Origin of the sequence: Kitasatospora sp. NPDC059648 (genome assembly GCF_042734825.1) — a bacterium.
Taxonomy (GTDB): domain Bacteria; phylum Actinomycetota; class Actinomycetes; order Streptomycetales; family Streptomycetaceae; genus Kitasatospora.
Genome location: NZ_JBHWDU010000017.1, coordinates 19,658 through 34,274 on the forward strand (window position 1 = coordinate 19,658; position 14,617 = coordinate 34,274).

17 protein-coding genes are annotated in these 14,617 nt (G+C 73.1%); 15 read left to right on the forward strand and 2 right to left on the reverse strand.

Features of this window, described 5'->3' with window-relative positions; translation table 11 throughout:
• On the reverse strand, positions 1–227 hold a 227-nt coding region (locus tag ACFV1W_RS13345), incomplete at its 3' end, for a hypothetical protein (RefSeq protein ID WP_380415939.1).
• Between the two features lie 219 nt (positions 228–446).
• On the opposite strand from ACFV1W_RS13345, the gene ACFV1W_RS13350 reads away from it, so the two are divergent.
• From ACFV1W_RS13350 to ACFV1W_RS13385, 8 genes are all read left to right on the forward strand, one after another.
• A complete protein-coding gene (locus ACFV1W_RS13350; protein WP_380415941.1) occupies positions 447–794 on the forward strand; it encodes a DUF317 domain-containing protein in 348 nt (115 codons plus the stop codon).
• Positions 795–821: 27 nt separating this feature from the next.
• On the forward strand, positions 822–1,166 hold the full coding sequence (locus tag ACFV1W_RS13355) for a hypothetical protein (protein WP_380415943.1): 345 nt from the start codon (positions 822–824) through the stop codon (positions 1,164–1,166).
• Positions 1,129–1,569 carry a hypothetical protein gene (locus tag ACFV1W_RS13360; RefSeq protein WP_380415945.1) on the forward strand — a complete coding sequence of 147 codons (441 nt, stop codon included), beginning with the start codon at positions 1,129–1,131 and terminating at the stop codon, positions 1,567–1,569. The genes ACFV1W_RS13355 and ACFV1W_RS13360 overlap by 38 nt, the downstream gene beginning before the upstream one ends.
• A 511-nt stretch (positions 1,570–2,080) precedes the next feature.
• On the forward strand, positions 2,081–2,293 hold the full coding sequence (locus ACFV1W_RS13365) for a hypothetical protein (protein WP_380415947.1): 213 nt from the start codon (positions 2,081–2,083) through the stop codon (positions 2,291–2,293).
• A 76-nt stretch (positions 2,294–2,369) separates the two neighbouring features.
• Positions 2,370–2,699: an esterase gene (locus tag ACFV1W_RS13370; RefSeq protein ID WP_380415949.1), complete on the forward strand. Its 330-nt coding sequence runs from the start codon at positions 2,370–2,372 to the stop codon at positions 2,697–2,699.
• 113 nt (positions 2,700–2,812) lie between these two features.
• Positions 2,813–3,049 (forward strand): MarR family transcriptional regulator, encoded by a 237-nt coding sequence (locus ACFV1W_RS13375; protein WP_380415950.1) that lies wholly within the window; start codon positions 2,813–2,815, stop codon positions 3,047–3,049.
• 828 nt (positions 3,050–3,877) lie between these two features.
• Positions 3,878–4,834 carry a ferritin family protein gene (locus ACFV1W_RS13380; protein ID WP_380415952.1) on the forward strand — a complete coding sequence of 319 codons (957 nt, stop codon included), beginning with the start codon at positions 3,878–3,880 and terminating at the stop codon, positions 4,832–4,834.
• Between the two features lie 127 nt (positions 4,835–4,961).
• The gene (locus tag ACFV1W_RS13385) at positions 4,962–6,233 is read left to right on the forward strand and encodes an IS256 family transposase (RefSeq protein WP_380415954.1); all 1,272 of its coding nucleotides are present in this window, start codon (positions 4,962–4,964) and stop codon (positions 6,231–6,233) included.
• Positions 6,234–6,355: 122 nt separating this feature from the next.
• On the opposite strand, the gene ACFV1W_RS13390 is transcribed toward ACFV1W_RS13385, so the two are convergent.
• Entirely contained in the window at positions 6,356–8,686 is a 2,331-nt protein-coding gene (locus ACFV1W_RS13390) for a heavy metal translocating P-type ATPase (RefSeq protein ID WP_380415956.1), read from the reverse strand.
• A gap of 214 nt (positions 8,687–8,900) precedes the next feature.
• On the opposite strand from ACFV1W_RS13390, the gene ACFV1W_RS13395 reads away from it, so the two are divergent.
• The 7 genes from ACFV1W_RS13395 to ACFV1W_RS13425 all read left to right on the forward strand — a co-directional run bounded on the left by ACFV1W_RS13395 (position 8,901) and on the right by ACFV1W_RS13425 (position 14,581).
• Positions 8,901–9,590 carry a response regulator transcription factor gene (locus tag ACFV1W_RS13395; protein ID WP_380415958.1) on the forward strand — a complete coding sequence of 230 codons (690 nt, stop codon included), beginning with the start codon at positions 8,901–8,903 and terminating at the stop codon, positions 9,588–9,590.
• Positions 9,587–10,933: an ATP-binding protein gene (locus ACFV1W_RS13400; RefSeq protein ID WP_380415960.1), complete on the forward strand. Its 1,347-nt coding sequence runs from the start codon at positions 9,587–9,589 to the stop codon at positions 10,931–10,933. The genes ACFV1W_RS13395 and ACFV1W_RS13400 overlap by 4 nt, the downstream gene beginning before the upstream one ends.
• 100 nt (positions 10,934–11,033) lie before the next feature.
• The gene (locus tag ACFV1W_RS13405; protein WP_380415962.1) at positions 11,034–11,459 is read left to right on the forward strand and encodes a hypothetical protein; all 426 of its coding nucleotides are present in this window, start codon (positions 11,034–11,036) and stop codon (positions 11,457–11,459) included.
• Positions 11,456–12,397, forward strand: a complete 942-nt coding sequence (locus ACFV1W_RS13410) for an FAD:protein FMN transferase (RefSeq protein ID WP_380415964.1) — start codon at positions 11,456–11,458, stop codon at positions 12,395–12,397. The genes ACFV1W_RS13405 and ACFV1W_RS13410 overlap by 4 nt, the downstream gene beginning before the upstream one ends.
• Positions 12,394–13,086, forward strand: a complete 693-nt coding sequence (locus ACFV1W_RS13415) for a ferric reductase-like transmembrane domain-containing protein (RefSeq protein ID WP_380415966.1) — start codon at positions 12,394–12,396, stop codon at positions 13,084–13,086. Before ACFV1W_RS13410 ends, ACFV1W_RS13415 begins: the two co-directional genes overlap by 4 nt.
• Positions 13,083–14,372 (forward strand): NADH-ubiquinone oxidoreductase-F iron-sulfur binding region domain-containing protein, encoded by a 1,290-nt coding sequence (locus tag ACFV1W_RS13420; RefSeq protein WP_380415968.1) that lies wholly within the window; start codon positions 13,083–13,085, stop codon positions 14,370–14,372. The genes ACFV1W_RS13415 and ACFV1W_RS13420 overlap by 4 nt, the downstream gene beginning before the upstream one ends.
• Complete coding sequence (locus ACFV1W_RS13425; protein WP_380415969.1) at positions 14,369–14,581, forward strand: ferredoxin; 213 nt, start codon at positions 14,369–14,371, stop codon at positions 14,579–14,581. Before ACFV1W_RS13420 ends, ACFV1W_RS13425 begins: the two co-directional genes overlap by 4 nt.
• Positions 14,582–14,617 lie beyond the last annotated feature (36 nt).

A 14,617-nucleotide genomic window follows, 5' to 3' on the forward strand; every position in this document is an offset into this window, starting at 1 on the left:
TGGTCGTGGTGGGCGCCCGGATCCCCGGCGCCCACCACACGGGCCAGCTCCTCGACGGTCAGCTCCACCCGCTGACCGTCCACCAGCCGCGCCTCCGCCGCCTCGATCTGCTCCCGCTCGGCACGGCTCGTCGTGGCGACGGCCCACTGGCCCTCGGCGATCATCACGACGTCGCCCATCGTCCACGGCCGCCCCGCCGCCCTGACCTTGCGATCCAGCGCCGCCATGTCCCGGCCTCTGCTCGGTACCAAACCCTTCGTCCCCCTTCAGCTTTTGCACGGCCCCACGCCGTAACCCTGGTTGAGCACCTGGGCGGACCGATCCATTCCCCGCCCAGTTTGCCCACGGCAGACCGTCGGCCACTGGAAACGACTACGTACTTCGGCATGAAGCATGTCAAAGTTCTCGTGTCGGGAAAACCGCAGGTCAACGAAGGGACCGACTGAATGAACACGCCCAGCAGCCTTCTGCCCGCCCCCATCCGCCCCGCCGCCGAGGAGCGCACCTGGCTCGCGTCCGACCACAGCGCGGAGCCGGTCCTCGCCCTGCTCGACGCCCTCGGCTGGCCGATGGTCGACACCCCCGAGGCCAACGTGCACTGCACCAGCCCGGACGGGCGCGTCTACGTCGGCTGGCTGCCCGAGGACCCCGGCGCCTGGCAGCGCGGCATCGTCTGGCGCGTCCGGGTCCAGCCCGCCGACGCCGAGGCGTGGACCCAGGAGTTCGGCATCCACACCCCCTCCGAGGCGGTCGCCGGATTCCTCGCCGCGCTCATCGCCAACCCCACCCACTGACCCCGACACCCCTACCTGGATGACCAGTTGACCACCCCCCGACTCGATCACGCGATCACCAACGGCACACCGCGCAACGCCCTCGGCCTCGCCGTACGGGACACGCACATCGCGTGTGCCGACGGCTTCTGCCTCTCGGTGCTGGCCCCCGACCCCACCGAGGTGGTCCTGCTGCCCGCCCGAACACTGGAGGTCGGCTTCCCCACCCGGCGCCCCGAACCCTGGGCCGACTGGCGCGACTACCTCGAACCCGGCTCGGACGAGGATGCCCCCACCGAAGGCATCCACCTGCACGTCCCCGTCGCCCTGGTGCGGGACCTGATCGAGTCCCACGGTGGCGAAGCCCCGCCCATTCCGCGCCAGCGCTCCTAACCACCCATCGCCACAACCGACTTCGACAAAGGAGACCGCACTGACGATCACCATCGACCTCACCCGTATCCCCGGCCCGGCCATCGCCGCGCTCGGCCTGGCCAACGCCTTCTCCGTCCCGCCGGAGTCCGCCGCGTTCGTCCTCGGCCTCGCCCTCAGCGCCAGCGGCCTGCTGCTGGCCTTCGACGACGTCCACGAGAGCGGCCTGCGCCGGGACGCCCGCATCGTCGCCCAGCTCGCCAAGTCGCCCAATGGCGCACGCGTTCGCCAGATCGGCACCGCTCTCAGCCTGCGCGACCGCGCCGTCGCCAGGTCCCTCGACCGTCTGGCCGACGACGGCCTGGTGATCCTCGACACCGAAGGCGAATCCCTGCCCCTGCGCTCGTACCGCCTCGCCGACTGAACCACCGCCAGCTGCCCCGGTCCGACCCGGGGCGCCCGTCCACCAAGAGGGACACCGCCACGAACGCCCATCGCGTCGACTTCCGCCCGGTCATCGTCACCGCCACCACCGAACACCGCGCTTCCCGCCGCATCCTCACCAGCCCCGCCCTTCGGACCGTCCGCGCCGACGAGGTCCGCTCCGGCGACCTGATCGTCTCCAGCTTCCAACCCGCAGCCCCCGGCCGCCTGCGCACCACCGACTACTTTGCCTCCGGCCCCTACCCGACCAACCCCGCGCCCTACAACCCGGATTGCGGCTGCGGCGTCTGCGGCCTGCCCGACGTCCAGGGCCCCCACGGCACCGTCGTCCTCACCACGGGCTACCCCTGGGAGAGCTGCGACCCGTGGCCAGCCGACGAGCTCGTTTTCGTCCTGCCCCGCCGAAGCCGAGCGGGTCACACCCTGCTCGGCCTCCCCTGACCGTCCCGCCCTCAACCGCCCACCGTTCACAACCCCCAGGAGGCTCCGCGATGCCCCAGTACCTGACCGTCGGCCATCTGCTCACCCAGCTCCAGAACCTCGACCCGAGCCTCCGGGTCCGCCTCGCCGTGAACCCCGACTGGCCGTTCGCCCATCTGCTCGCCACGAACGTCGTCGTCCACGACGGCCACGCCTACCTCGCCGAGGACGGCCAGGAGGGCTACCTGCCGCCCGCCGTCAGCGACGAACTCGCCTGGACCTGAACCGAAGGAGCCACCCATCCCGACCCGCTACCGCCCCGACCCGGCCCGCCCGCTCGACCGGATCGCCCTACGGCCGATGCCGGCCTGGGCCAGCGGAGCGCTCGTCCACACCGCGCCCGCCACACCCGAGCGCCCGATCACGGTCCTCTGGGTCCCGAACACCGCCCCCAGAATCCCCTTCGGCCGCATCCTCCTGCGGTGGGAGAACGCCACCGGCTCCGGCTGGGACGTCACCGCCCGCCTCGGCCTCGCAACCACCGACGTCCTCCTCGCCAGCTGGCCCGGCGCAGGCGACGACTGGCCTCGGCTTGTCCGCCCCACCCTCCACGAGGTCACCGGCCTGTGTTCCTCCCTCCGTGTGGCCATCGCCGCGCTCGAACTCGCCAACCAGCTCGCCGAATCCTGACCACCACCGCAGAAGGCCGCCCCACGCCGCTCCCGGCAGGGGCGGCCTTGCCGTACGCCCACCCACCCGGCGCCGCGTACGCTCGTCGTCGAAGGACCGAGGAAGGACAGCACATGGCCGACGACCAGCAGCTCTGGGGCTACGCCGAGGTCGCCGCGCACCTGGGCATCAGCGTCGGCGCCGCCCGCAGCCGCAAGAGCCGGGGTGCCCTGCCCGCCCCCGACGACGAGAGCATCCCGGACCGCCCGCGCTGGAAGCCCGCAACCCTCCGCAACTGGAAGCCCCTCGGCCAGGGCTACCGCAGCGACCTGCGCACCAACCCGCCGGCCGACGGCACATCCGCCGACTGACCAGACAGGGCCCCGCTGCCGCGACCAACTCCCCCAGGCCCTCGCCGCCGTTCCCCGCCCCGGACTCCGCCGCGCTCCAGCTGATCGTCGCCAACGCCGTCAACTCCGTACGCACCGGCGAGGCCACCGTCGAGCAGGCGGTCCTGCGCGCCGCCGTCCACGGCTGGTACGAAGGGCACATCGAAGGCGAAGATGCCTGCCGCGGCTGCGACTTCCGCGGCGCCAAATTGCACCACCAGCGGCCCGGACAGCCGCAGGAAGGACTGCCTTCCGATGCCTGACCACCCGATCCTTCGCACCGGCGTGCTGATCGCCTGGGTCACCACCGCAGCGCTCGGGGCGGCTACCGCGATCTCCGCCGCCTGAACGACGCCAACGCGTTGTGCGCCGTGGGCCTGTTGGCCGTCGGGGGCGGCGCTCTCGGCGCCTACCGCACCGTGAAGGCAGCCGAGGAGCGGACCGACCGAGCCATCCTCGAACGGCTGCAGCACTCCTCCATGCCCGAACCCGCTGCACTGGCCGCCGACGTTGGCCTCCGTCCCGCAGCCGTCAAGCTCAGCCTCCACCGACTCACCGCCTCCGGCCGACTCCCCTTACCAGCCACTCCGCCAGACCGCTGACCGAACGAGAAGGACCGCCACCGACACCGGTGGCGGTCCTTTCTGTTGCTGGAACTATACCGGCGGAGAGTACTTATTCCGGGGTGTCGTATTCCACCTACTGCGTCCGCGTATTCACCTGAATGGATGCGGCCGGATGGCCGTATCCGGGGCGTCTTGCTGTGATGGGCGAGGGTGCCCGACGAATGCGTCCGCCAAGGAGGTTGAGATGACCGCCTACCCGATACGCGCTCTGCTCACCGGTGCGTTGGCCGCGAGCGTCGCAATGTGCGCCGCGTCCGCCGCACCAGCTGTCGACGGCCCGGCTGCCAGGACCGCGATCCCGACTCTGCAGCAACAGACGCAGACCAACCTCACGCAGTCCATGAAGGGCGAGGCGTTCGCCAACGCCTCCTACACTCTCTTCGCGGCCCAGGCCCAGCGCGAGGGCCGGCCAGCGGTGGCCGACCTCTTCCGGAAGACCGCCGATGTGGAGCTGGGTGAGCACTTCACCCAGGAAGCCGCACTGAGCGGCCTCGTGGGCAGCAATGAGGCCAACCTCACCGACGCCATCACCGGCGAGGGGTACGAGTCCACCACCATGTACCCGACGTTCGCCCGCCAGGCCAAGGCCGCCGGCGACACCGCCGCCGCCGACCTCTTCACCGAGATCGCCAAGGACGAGGCGGCCCACCAGGCCGCGTACCAGGCCGCCCTCACCGCGCTGCGCACTGGCAAGGGCGCCGTCCCGGCACCACCGGCCGTCAACCCCGTGACGGTACCGGCCGGGCAGCCCAAGGTGACCTCGGCGCAGACCAAGGCCAACCTCGACACCGCCATGCACGGTGAGGCCCTGGCACACGCCAAGTACACCCTCTACGCCCAGCACGCCCAGCAGAGCGGCAACCCCGCCCTGGCGCGCCTGTTCACCGCCGTCTCCGACGTGGAGCTGCAGGAGCACTTCTCCGGCGAGGCGGCGCTGGCCGGAACGGTCGGCACCACGAGCCAGAACCTGGCCACGGCCATCGCCGGCGAGACCTACGAGTCCCAGACCATGTACCCGACGTTCGCCCAGCAGGCCAAGGCCGCCGGCGACACCGCCGCGGCCACCCTCTTCCAGCACAACGCCACCGACGAGGCCGGCCACGCCCAGGCATTCCAGACCGCCCGCAAGGGCCTGGGCTGACCAGGCGGTGACCGCCCCGGTTCCGGGTGAGCCCCCGCGAGCGTGTCAGAAAGTTCGTGTAAGTCCGTGATCTGGGAGGCTGGTCTGGGCCCGGCTGAGGGCTCGGGCCGGCCGGAACGGACAGGACATGAGCGAGAAGGAAGGGCCGGTCGTCGAGCCGGTCGATGAGCGGTTGGTGGACGAGGTCGTCGAGCGGTTGATGGACCGTGCCGACGCCTCGGGTGCGGCCCTGCTGGGCGAGGGCGGGCTGCTGACCCAGGTCACCCGGGCGGTGCTGGAGCGGGCCCTGGACGCGGAGATGACCGAGCACCTGGGCTACGAGAAGCACGATCCTGCGGGCCGCGGCTCGGGCAACAGCCGCAACGGGACGTCGCCGAAGACCGTGCTGACCGATGTCGGGGCGGTGACGGTCGCGGTGCCCAGGGATCGCAACGGCGAGTTCGAGCCCCGGCTGATCCCGAAGAACGCGCGGCGTCTGGCCGGCTTCAACGAGCGGATCCTGTCGCTGTACGCGCGCGGGATGTCGGTGCGCGACATCCGCTCCCACCTCGCCCAGATCTACGGTGTCGACGTCAGCGCCGACCTGATCAGCAAGGTCACCGATGCCGTGACCGACGAGCTGGCCGCCTGGCAGAACCGGCCGCTGGACGCTGTCTGGCCGATCATCTACATCGACGCCCTGTGGGTGAAAATCCGCTCCGGATCGGTGTGTTCGAAGCCCGTCTACGTGGCGGTCGGGGTGGACATGGACGGCCGCAAGGACGTCCTGGGCCTGTGGGTCGGTGCCGAGGGCGAGGGCGCCACCGCCTGGATGACGGTGCTGACCGAACTGCGCAACCGGGGTGTCGAGGACGTGTGCATCGTCTGCTGCGACGGCCTGAAGGGGCTACCGGACGCGGTGACGGCCACCTGGCCGCGGGCGACGGTGCAGACCTGTGTGATCCACCTGATTCGCGCCTCGCTGCGGCTGTCCTCGGGCAGGGATCATTCCGCCCTGGTGCCGGCGCTGCGGGCGATCTACGGCGCGCCGACCGAGCAGGCGGCCGAGCGGGCCCTGGACGAGCTGGCCGCTTCCGAGCTGGGCGAACGCTATCCGGCCGTGGTCCGCACCTGGAGGGCGGCCTGGGGCGAGTTCACGCCCTACCTCGCGTTCCCAGCCGCGATAAGGAAGGTCGTGTACTCCACGAACATGGTCGAGTCGATGAACTCCCGGCTGCGGAAGGCCACCCGCAACCGCGGTCATTTCCCCTCGGAACAGGCCGCGTTGAAGGTGCTCTACCTCGCCGTCCGGGAGCAGATCAGTCCCAGGGCCCGCGACATCAACCACGTCGCCGCACACTGGAAGGAGGCGCTGAACCAGTTCTCGCTCTTCTTCGAGGACCGGCTCAGCATCCGATAACTACGAGGCACTTACACGAGATCGCTTACACGCCCGCCCCCGCCGGGGCCCACCCGGACGGTGGACGGTGTCGGAGAAGTCGGAGGTGGTCGACCTCGACCGCCCCCGGCTTCTCCGTTCGGTCAGTGTGCGAGGGAGAAGTAGTTCTCCTCCTCCTGGGCGAAGTGCAGGCGCAGCACGCTGTGGAGGCCGTAGAGGCAGGCCCGCAGGTCGTCGAGCTGTTCGTCGCGCAGGTGGCCGTGGTTGGTGTCGGCGAGTTGCAGGTGGGTGGCGATCCGGCGGGCGAGGCGGTGGATCTCGGTGTGGGCGCGGCTCATGGTGGCGGTGGCCTCCGGCCCGCCGAGGGCGGGGGCGAGGGCCGGATAGAGCTGGTGCTCCTCGGCCAGTTCGTGCGGCAGGAGCTGTTCGGTGAGGAGCCGGTTGACGTGGCGGACGGCGTGCAGGGCCTGCGGGCCGGTGGTGTCGGTGAGCTGGTCGGCGGCTTCACGGACGGCTTCGATGACCTCGCGCAGGTCGTCGTGTTCGGCGGCGAAGTGCCGGATGAGCTGTTCGGTGGCCGGTTCGATGGTGGGCAGGGCGGTGCGGTCGAGGCGCAGGGCGCGCAGGGCGTTGAGGATGACGGCGACGTCGATGGCTTCCTGGAGCAGGGCGCCGGCGGCGGGCGGGAGCAGGCCGTACGCGGCCGCGGCCATGGCGGCGAGGGAGAGCAGCATGCCGCCGAGGGCGCTCTGGACGGCGATGCGCCGGGCGCGGACGGCGATGATTGCGGCGTCGGCGAGGCGGTCGACGCGGTCGGTGGTGAGCACGATGTCGGCGGCCTCGGAGGAGGCGCTGGAGCCGCGGGCGCCCATGGCGACGCCGACGTCCGCGGCGGCGAGGGCGGGAGCGTCGTTGACGCCGTCGCCGACCATGACGGTGACGGCATGCTCGCGTTCGGCGCGAACGGCGGCGACCTTGTCAGCGGGGGTCTGCTGGGCGTGGACGTCGTCGAGGCCGAGGACGGCCGCGACCTCGCGGGCCGGCTCGGTGCGGTCGCCGGTGAGCATGAGCAGGCGGATGATGCCGGCTTCGCGCAGGCGGCGCAGGGTGCGGGGTGCGTCGTGGCGGAGCGGGTCGCGCAGCAGGATCGCTCCGGTGGGCGTGTCGTCGGTGGACAGCCAGGCGGTGGCGGCGCCGTCCAGGGTGGCGCGGTTGTCGGCGGCGCGGGCCCAGGCGGACAGGGGCGCACCGTCGTGTTTGCCGACGCTCACCACCGTGCCGGCGACGTGACCGGTGGCGCCGCGGCCGGGCTCCTCGGTGATGTCGTGTGCGGGCAGGAGGGTCAGGCCACGGGCGTGGGCTTCGTCGGTGATGGCCTGGGCGAGGACGTGCGGGGAGTACTGGTCGACGGAGGCGGCCAGTGTGAGGACCTCGGTCACGCTGTGGCCGGGGGCGGCGACGATGTCGAGGACGCGGGGGCGGCCGGTGGTGAGGGTGCCGGTCTTGTCGAGGACGAGGGTGCGGGCGCGGCCGAGAGTTTCCAGGGCTGCGCCGTCGCGGATGACGACGCCTTGGCGGGCGGCGCGGGACAGGCCGGAGACAATCGCGACCGGTGCGGCGAGCAGCAGCGGGCAGGGGGTGGCGACGACCAGCACGGCCACCGCCCGCACCGCCGATCCGCTGAGCAGCCAGGCCAGGCCGGCCACGGCGAGGGAGAGCGGCAGGAACCAGGCGGCGTACCGGTCGGCGAGCCGGATCACCGGGGCGCTCTCGGCACCGGCCTGCTGGGCGAGGCGGACGATCTCCGCGTAGGTGCTGTCGGCTTCGGTGGCTGTCGCGCGCAGGTCGAAGGCGCTGCCCGCGTTGACGCCGCCGCTGCGGACCGTCTCTCCGGCCGCCCGCTCGATGTGCGCCGACTCCCCGGTCAGGACGGACTCGTCCAGCACGGTGGTGCCGCTCTCGATCCGGCCGTCGACGGGGACGACCTCGCCGGGCCCGACCACCAGGAGGTCACCGACCCGTACCTCCGAGAGGGGGACGGTGCGGACCTGGTCGCCGGCGCGGCGGCGGGCCGAGCGCGGGGCGTGTTCGAGCAGGTGGCGTAGATCGTGGGAGGCGCGGCGTTCGGCGGCGGCGTCCAGCCACCGGCCGGTGGCGAGCATGAGTGCGATCAGGGCTCCGGCCAGGTACTCGCCGGTGGCGAGGGTGCCGGCCAGAGCGAGGACGGCGATCAGGTCGACCCCGGCCCGGCCCCGGCGCAGAGCGCTGATCACCCAGGCGAGGGAGGGGATGATCGCCACCACGGTTCCGGCGGCCCAGCACGCATCGGCGAGCGTTCCGGCGCCGACGAGCCAGGCGATCCCGCCGGCGGCCAGCGCCGCGCCGGTGAGGGCGAGCAGGGCCGGTTCCAGCCAGGCGTGCGTGCCGGGGGTCGTGCGCCGCGCCGCCTGCTTGTCGTGGTGCAGCTCGGTCATGCCGGACCTCCGATCCTCCAGTCCACCGAACCCCACGGGCTGGTTCAGCCACCAGGGGCCATCGGGCCGATCAGCTGGGCTGGGCGGGCTCTGATCGCACACTGGACAGCTGTGGGTGGAGCCGGGGCTGTTCGGCCCAAGCGATCATTCCCCCGGTGTGGGCACGATGGCGGTGACCGCCGAACCGGCTGGCCAAACCAGGGAGCGGGACGAAATGACTACAGCGACGGACACCGGGGCCTTCCGGGTGCTGGTGGTGGAGGACGATCCGGTGATCGCGGACTCCCTCGTGCGGGGCCTGCGGCAGGCCGGCTACGCCGCCGACAGCGTCGACACCGGCCGTGCCGCGCTGGCGGCGCCCGTACCCGATGTGCTGCTGCTCGACCTGGGCCTGCCGGACATGGACGGCGTCGAGGTGTGCCGGAGGATCCGGCAGCGGTCGGACGCCGCGATCATCGCGGTCACCGCGCGCGGCGAGGAGGCCGACCGGGTCCTGGCCCTAGACGAAGGCGCCGACGACTACCTCGTCAAGCCCTTCGGCCTGGCCGAGCTGATGGCCCGGCTGCGCGCGGTGCTGCGCCGCACCCGCCCCTCGGAGCAGGAACCGGTGCGCCACGGCCCGCTCGCGGTCGACCGGCGCACCCGCCGGGTGACGGTCGGCGGCCGAGACGTCCCCCTGACGCCGAAGGAGTTCGACATCCTGGCCTGCCTCGTGGCCGACCCGGGCCGGGTGGTGACCCGTCAGGAGATCCTGGAGAGCGCCTGGGACGCGCACTGGTACGGGCCGACGAAGGTGGTGGACGTCCACGTCGCCGCGCTGCGGCGCAAGCTCGGCGTCCCGGGGCTGATCGAGACCGCCTACGGGCGGGGCTTCCGGCTCGGCGAGGTCACGGACCCGCCGTGACCCGCCGGATCGTGCTGGCCTTGCTGGCGCTGACGGTCGTCCTGGTGGCTGCGGCGGCGGTACCCCTGGGCCTGTCGATCACGCAGCGCGAACACCTGGCGTTCCGGGACAAGGCCCAGGCCGCCACCCGGGTGATCGCCGCCTCCGCCGAGGAGTACCTGTCCGACCGGGCACCGGCGGACGAGATGAACGCCGACCTCGCCGCCGCGGCGAAGGCCGGAGACTGCGCGGCGGTGTACGACATGAACGGCCGGCTGGTGGCCTCGACACCGTGCCAGGCCGCCCAGGCCCCCGAGCTGGCGGCCGAGACCCTCACGGGCCGGGAGCCGGAACCGCCGGAGACGGACGGACGGCTGCTGGCCGCCGAACCCGTCGGAACGTTCCGGCAGCCGGACGGCGCGGTGGTCCTGGCCCGCTCCGCCGCCCCGCTGAACGCCCGGATCGCGGTCACCTGGGCCTGGACCGGTCTGGTCGCCGTGGCCGGGATCGCCGCCTCCGCCCTGGTCTCGGTCCGGCTCGCCCGCTGGGTGAACCGGCCACTGACCACCCTGGACACCGCCGCGCACAAACTCGGCGAAGGCCGACTCGGCGAACGCGCGGTCGTGGACAGTGGCCCGCCCGAAGTGCGCCGCCTGGCCGCGACCTTCAACACCATGGCCGCCCGCACCGAGAACCTGATCCACGGCCACCAGGCCGTCATCGCCGACGTCTCCCACCAACTGCGCACGCCGCTCGCGGCGTTGCGGCTGCGTCTGGACCTGCTGGCCACCGCCGCACCGGAGAGCGCACCGGAGCTGCTGGCCTCCGCGCAGGAGGAGGTGGCCCGGCTCTCGCGGCTGGTGGACGGGCTGCTCGCGGTGGCGCGGGCCGAGCAGACCGTACCGAGACCCGTGCCGGTCCGCGTGGACGAGGTCGTCGCCGACCGGATCACGGCATGGGAGCCGGTCGCACAGGAACGCGGCATCCACCTCACCAGCAACTCCCGGGCTGCGGGTCCGGTCGCCCTGGGCAAGGGAGACCTGGAGCAGGTGCTGGACAACCTGCTGGCCAACGCCCTGGATGCCGTCCCGGACGGCGGGACGGTGACGATCGACAGCACCTCCGTGGCCGGCGCCGTCCGGGTACGGGTGATGGACGACGGCCCCGGCATGACCCCCGAGGCACGCGCGGTCGCCTTCCACCGCTTCGGCAACCCCAAAGCCCGCGGCAGCGGGCTCGGGCTGGCCATCGTGCACCGGCTCATCACCGCCAACGGCGGCACCATCGCCCTGGAGGAGACGCCCGGTGGCGGCCTGACCGTCGTCCTCGACCTGCCCTGGTGGCACGACCGCCGAACACCTTGATCTTTACCGGTTCTGCACAGCTTGTGAGCAGGTCCGAGAAGCGCCCCGACGCATCGTGGTCAGTGGAAACACCCGAGCCGGACCACGAGGAGCGTCCGCCATGGCCGATCTCCACAACCAGCCTGAGCCGGAAGGGCCCGGGCGCCGCGAGCGTGGGATGAGGCGGGTCTCCACCGCGACCCGCTGGACCGTCGCGGCTGCCGCCGCCGGGTCCGCCGCTCTCGGCCTGACCTACGTCAGCCTCGCGCCCGGCGTCACCGGCGCGCCCGCGCCGGCACCCGCACCGACACGGAGCACGCTGCCCGCCGAGGTGACCTGCACCCAGCAACCCGCCGCTCCCGCCCCGGCCAACACGCCGCCGCGCGGCGACAAGGAGCAGGGCCGCGACGACTATGAGGAACTCACGACTCCGGCACTGAGCGCCGCCACGCCGCAGTCCACGGTGACCTGCACGAGTCTCTCCCCACCGGCGCACGCCCCGGCCCCCACTCACCAGATGCCGCAGACCCGGACCGGTGCGTCGTGAACGGCCACCGCGTCCTCGGCGCGGCCACCAGCTTCCCCGCCCTCGGCACCACCGCCACCCTGCTGACCACCGACCAGCGGACGCTGACCGAAGCCGAACGGATTCTGATGGACGAACTCGCCGCCATCGACCACGCATGCAGCCGCTTCCGTCCCGGCTCCGAACTCAGCCGGATCAACGCCACCGCCGGCACCGCCACGACCGTCAGCGAGTTGTTCGCCGAAGCGCTGGAGGCGGCGCTGCGCGCCGCCGAACTGACCGGCGGCGCCGTCGACCCCACTGTGGGCCGCGCCGTGATCGCCCTTGGCTACGACCGCACCTTCACCTCCCTGCGCCCCCAGGACACCTCGCCGCTGCCCACGGCCCGGCCCGCCACCGGCTGGCAGGCCGTCGACTGGGATCCGGGCACCCAGCGCCTGCTGGTGCCGCACGGCACCGTCCTGGACCTGGGCGCGACCGCCAAGGCCCTGGCCGCCGACCGCGCCGCCCGCCGGATCGCCGACGCCACCGGTAGCGGCGTGCTGGTCAACCTCGGCGGCGACCTCGCCACCGCAGGCCAAGCCCCGCACGGGGGCTGGGCCATCGGCCTGGCCGACGACCACGCCGCCACCGGCCCCGGCCCGGTCGTCGCCGTCACCTCCGGTGCCCTGGCGACCTCGGGCGTGAGCGTGCGCATGTGGCGCCGCGGCGGCCAAGTGGTCCACCACATCGTCGACCCCGCCACCGGCCACTCCACCGAAGCGCACTGGCGCACCGTCACCGTCGCCGCCGGCACCTGCGTGGACGCCAACACCGCCACCACCGCCGCGATCGTGCTCGGCACCGCCGCCACCGCCTGGCTGGAACGGACCGCACTGCCCGCCCGCCTGGTCCACCTGGACGGCACCGTCACCCGCCTCGGCGGCTGGCCCCACGACCGGACAGGAGGCCCGAGATGACCACCGCGACCGCCCTCGCCGCCAGCCCGCTCTGGTACGCCAGCCGCGCCGGCGGCACCATCGCTCTCCTCCTGCTCACCGCGACCGTCGCCCTCGGCATCGCGATCGGCGGCAAGGCCCGACCGCGCCGGATCGGCCGCTTCGAGATCGGCCTGCTCCACCGCAACCTGGCCGTCCTCACCCTCGCCTTCCTCGCCCTGCACATCGCCACCGCGATCACCGACCCCTACGTCCACCTTTCCTGGGCCGTTTCCGTCGTTCCGTTCGGCGCCTCCTACCGGCCGCTGTGGCTGGGCCTGGGCACCGTTGCCTTCGACCTTCTGCTCGCCGTGGCGATCACCAGCGCACTGCGCCTGCGCATTGGCCAAGAGCGGTGGAAGGCGGTGCACTGGCTGGCGTACGCGGCCTGGCCGATCGGCCTGTTCCACGCGGCCGGCACAGGCAGCGACACCCGTCTGCCGCTGCAACTGTGGCTCTACGCCGTCTGCCTGGCGGCGGTGGCCGCCGCCGCAGGTTGGCGGCTCTACCGGGCCGGGCCCGGCCACATCGCGGCGCGTCTGAGTGCCGGTCTCCTGGTCCTGGCCGTACCGCTGCTGGCCACCGCGTTCCTGGCCACCGGGCCACTGCAGCCGGGCTGGTCCCACCGCGCTGCGGCCCTCTCCGTCAGCGCCCTGGGAGGCATCCGATGAACCCTGCACCGGCCCGCCCGTTCACCGAGCCGAGCACCACCCTGCGGCTGCTGGACGGCTGGTCCGCCGCTGGCAGGCCACTTGGTCTGACCGAGCACCTTCGACACCACGGCCCTGCACCCCGGCCGGGGCGAGCGCTGATCGAAGCCGTCGAGGAGGCTGGGCTGACCGGACGTGGCGGAGCCGGGTTCCCCACCGGGCGCAAGCTGCGCGCCGTCGCCGGGGGGCGACGCCGGGCCGTGGTCGTCGTCAACGGCATGGAGAGCGAGCCGCTCAGCCGCAAGGACCAGACCCTCCTCGCCGTCGCCCCTCACCTCGTCCTGGACGGCGCGGTCCTGGCCGCCGAGGCCGTCGGCGCCGACCGCATCCACCTGTGTGTGCCCCGCACCCGCACCGCCCTGCTGCACGCCCTGGCCGCCGCGGTCGAGGAACGCCAAGATGTCGGCGTCGACCCCGTAGTCGTCCGGCTGGAGGCGCTGCCGCACGGCTACGTCACCAGCGAGTCGACCGCCCTGGTCCACTGGCTCAACGGCGGCCCCGCCCGCCCCACCAGTTCCCCGCCGCGCACCCACGAGAAGGGCGTTCGTGGAAGGCCCACCCTCGTCCAGAACGTCGAAACCCTCGCCCACCTCGCTCTGATCGCCCGCCACGGCGCCGACTGGTTCCGGCAGGCCGGCACCGCCGCCTCACCCGGCACCACCCTGGTCACCGTGGCCGGAGCCATCCGCCGCCCCGGCGTCCTCGAAACCGAACCCGGCACCCCGGTCGGCACGCTCCTCCGGCAGGCCGGCGGCGCCGACCAGCCGCTCCAGGCCGTCCTGATCGGCGGCTTCGCCGGCACCTGGCTGAGCCTCCCGTACGCCCTCGCGCTGCCGTTCAGCCGCGAGGGTCTCGCCCCGCATGCGACGCCCGGAGCCGGCGTCATCGCCGCCCTTCCAAACGACGCCTGCCCCCTCGCCGAGACCGCCCGCATCCTCACCTACCTGGCCGCCAACGGAGCCCAGCAGTGCGGCCCCTGCCGCTTCGGCCTGCCCGCCGTCGCCGACGACTTCACCGGCCTCGCCCACGGCCACGCCACCCCCGACCGCCTCGACCGCCTCCGCCACCGGATCGGCCTCCTGCCCGGACGCGGCGCCTGCCGCCACCCCGACGGCGCCGCCCGCCTGGCCGCCAGCGCCCTCACCACCTTCACCGACGACGTCGACCACCACCTGACCCACGGCCACTGCCACCGCCCGACCACCCTGCCCGTCCCACCCACGACCCGCACCCAGGAGTGGACATGACAGCCGCCGACCGCGAGGTCCTGCGCATCGACCGGATCGCCTGCACCGGCCACGGCCAGTGCGCCGAACTCCTCCCCGAACTCATCACCCTCGACGAATGGGGCTACCCCGTCCAACACGGCGCCGTCGTCCCGCGCGGCCTGCGCGCGCACGCCCGCCGCGCGGTCCGCGCCTGCCCGCGCCTCGCCCTGCGCACCGACCGCCGGTGACCGACGTCCTGCCCGGACGGCCCGCCCGGACGGGAC

Excerpts from the sequence above, each read along its gene's own strand:
- ACFV1W_RS13405 (WP_380415962.1), top strand. The coding sequence starts at position 11,034 with ATGGCCGATCTCCACAACCAGCCTGAGCCGGAAGGGCCCGGGCGCCGC.
- ACFV1W_RS13370 (WP_380415949.1), top strand. The coding sequence starts at position 2,370 with ATGCCGGCCTGGGCCAGCGGAGCGCTCGTCCACACCGCGCCCGCCACA.
- ACFV1W_RS13365 (WP_380415947.1), top strand. The coding sequence starts at position 2,081 with ATGCCCCAGTACCTGACCGTCGGCCATCTGCTCACCCAGCTCCAGAAC.
- ACFV1W_RS13390 (WP_380415956.1), bottom strand. The coding sequence starts at position 8,686 with ATGACCGAGCTGCACCACGACAAGCAGGCGGCGCGGCGCACGACCCCC.
- ACFV1W_RS13380 (WP_380415952.1), top strand. The coding sequence starts at position 3,878 with ATGACCGCCTACCCGATACGCGCTCTGCTCACCGGTGCGTTGGCCGCG.
- ACFV1W_RS13350 (WP_380415941.1), top strand. The coding sequence starts at position 447 with ATGAACACGCCCAGCAGCCTTCTGCCCGCCCCCATCCGCCCCGCCGCC.
- ACFV1W_RS13375 (WP_380415950.1), top strand. The coding sequence starts at position 2,813 with ATGGCCGACGACCAGCAGCTCTGGGGCTACGCCGAGGTCGCCGCGCAC.
- ACFV1W_RS13425 (WP_380415969.1), top strand. The coding sequence starts at position 14,369 with ATGACAGCCGCCGACCGCGAGGTCCTGCGCATCGACCGGATCGCCTGC.
- ACFV1W_RS13385 (WP_380415954.1), top strand. The coding sequence starts at position 4,962 with ATGAGCGAGAAGGAAGGGCCGGTCGTCGAGCCGGTCGATGAGCGGTTG.
- ACFV1W_RS13415 (WP_380415966.1), top strand. The coding sequence starts at position 12,394 with ATGACCACCGCGACCGCCCTCGCCGCCAGCCCGCTCTGGTACGCCAGC.
- ACFV1W_RS13395 (WP_380415958.1), top strand. The coding sequence starts at position 8,901 with ATGACTACAGCGACGGACACCGGGGCCTTCCGGGTGCTGGTGGTGGAG.
- ACFV1W_RS13420 (WP_380415968.1), top strand. The coding sequence starts at position 13,083 with ATGAACCCTGCACCGGCCCGCCCGTTCACCGAGCCGAGCACCACCCTG.